This window comes from Pseudolactococcus chungangensis CAU 28 = DSM 22330 (assembly GCF_002441885.1).
GTDB lineage: Bacteria > Bacillota > Bacilli > Lactobacillales > Streptococcaceae > Pseudolactococcus > Pseudolactococcus chungangensis.
In genome coordinates, this window is the sequence record NZ_JXJT01000078.1 from 1 (window position 1) to 430 (window position 430).

1 protein-coding gene is annotated in these 430 nt (G+C 34.9%); it reads left to right on the forward strand.

What is annotated here, in order from left to right; genetic code table 11:
* Positions 1–50: 50 nt before the first annotated feature.
* Positions 51–430: transposase (locus RR45_RS10970; RefSeq protein ID WP_143465099.1), on the forward strand; the 380-nt coding region annotated here is incomplete at its 3' end.

The window sequence follows — 430 nt, forward strand, 5'->3', positions numbered from 1 at the left end:
TTTTTCTATGTAAAATAAAGGTATCAAGTTATTGAATGGGAGGTTTAGGCATGTTTCGTAAACAAACGATGATTGGTCGTAGTCAAATGGGCTACTATTCTCTTGAAGATTTAGTCCCTCAAGATCATCTTCTAAGACATATTGATCAATATGTTGATTTTGAATTTATCTACGACTTAGTTAGAGATAAATACAGTCTTGAACATGGTAGACCAAGCCTTGATCCCGTCATGCTCATTAAAATCCCTATTATTCAATATCTTTTTGGTATTCAAAGTATGCGCCAAACGATTAAAGAAATCGAAGTGAACGTGGCTTATCGCTGGTTTCTTGGTCTTGATTTTCAAGATGAGGTGCCACATTTCACAACCTTTGGTAAAAATTATAGCCGGCGTTTCAAAGATACGGACTTATTTGAACAGATTTTCTA